Origin of the sequence: Methylibium sp. T29, from assembly GCF_000576205.1 — a bacterium.
In the GTDB taxonomy this organism is placed as follows: domain Bacteria; phylum Pseudomonadota; class Gammaproteobacteria; order Burkholderiales; family Burkholderiaceae_C; genus Methylibium; species Methylibium petroleiphilum.
Window position 1 is genome coordinate 1 of the sequence record NZ_AZND01000573.1, and the last position, 738, is coordinate 738.

The 738-nt window shown below is 72.1% G+C and carries 2 pseudogenes; both read right to left on the reverse strand.

Going from position 1 to position 738, the window contains the following annotated elements:
- Positions 1-373: pseudogene (locus tag x551_RS22900) on the reverse strand (two-component sensor histidine kinase); the annotation flags it as partial.
- Positions 374-409: 36 nt separating this feature from the next.
- Positions 410-738 (reverse strand): annotated as a pseudogene (locus x551_RS22905) (winged helix-turn-helix domain-containing protein); the annotation flags it as partial.

Below are 738 nucleotides of genomic sequence, written 5' to 3' on the forward strand. Positions count from 1 at the left end.
CGCCCTCGGGCGGCGGCGGGCGCAACTCGTCGGGCGGCACCGGCCCGTCCGGCCCGACGCCGCCGTCGATCCAGCGAGCGAAGGCCTGCGAGGTGGCGATACGCCGGCCCTGCGCGTCATCCAGCGCCAGCGGCATGCGCAAGCGCGACGACCACTCCAGCAAGGCCTGGCTCTGCTCGTCGCGCGGTGCGTCGACGGGTGGGAGCGCGTTCTGCAGCAACTCGCCCCAGGCGATCAGGCGCTCGTTGCCGCTCGCCTCGACCCGTATGCGCTCATGCTCGATGTTGCGCTGGAGCAGCCAGCCCGACACCAGCGCGAACAGCAGCAGCACCGCCACGACGGTGAGGTAGATGCGCAGGTAGAGCGTCTTCACCGGCCGGCCCGTCCTGCTGCGCGGGCGCGACGCCGATCAGGCCGCCTCGGCATCCTGCTTCTTCGCGAACACGTAGCCCGCGCCGCGCACCGTGAGGATGCGGCGCGGCGTCTTGGGATCGTCTTCGATGGCGGCACGGATGCGCGAGATGTGCACGTCGATCGAGCGGTCGAAGGCCTCGAGCGCGTGGCCCTTCAGCGCATCATGATCTGGTCGCGCGACAGCACGCGCCCGGGCGCGTTGGCCAGCACCTGGAGCAGGTCGAACTGGTAGCTCGTCAGGTCGCAGGGCTTGCCGTCGAGGCGGGCCTGGCGACCGCCGGCGTCGACCTCGAGGCGGCCGAAGCGCAGCACGTCGCCGTCGCC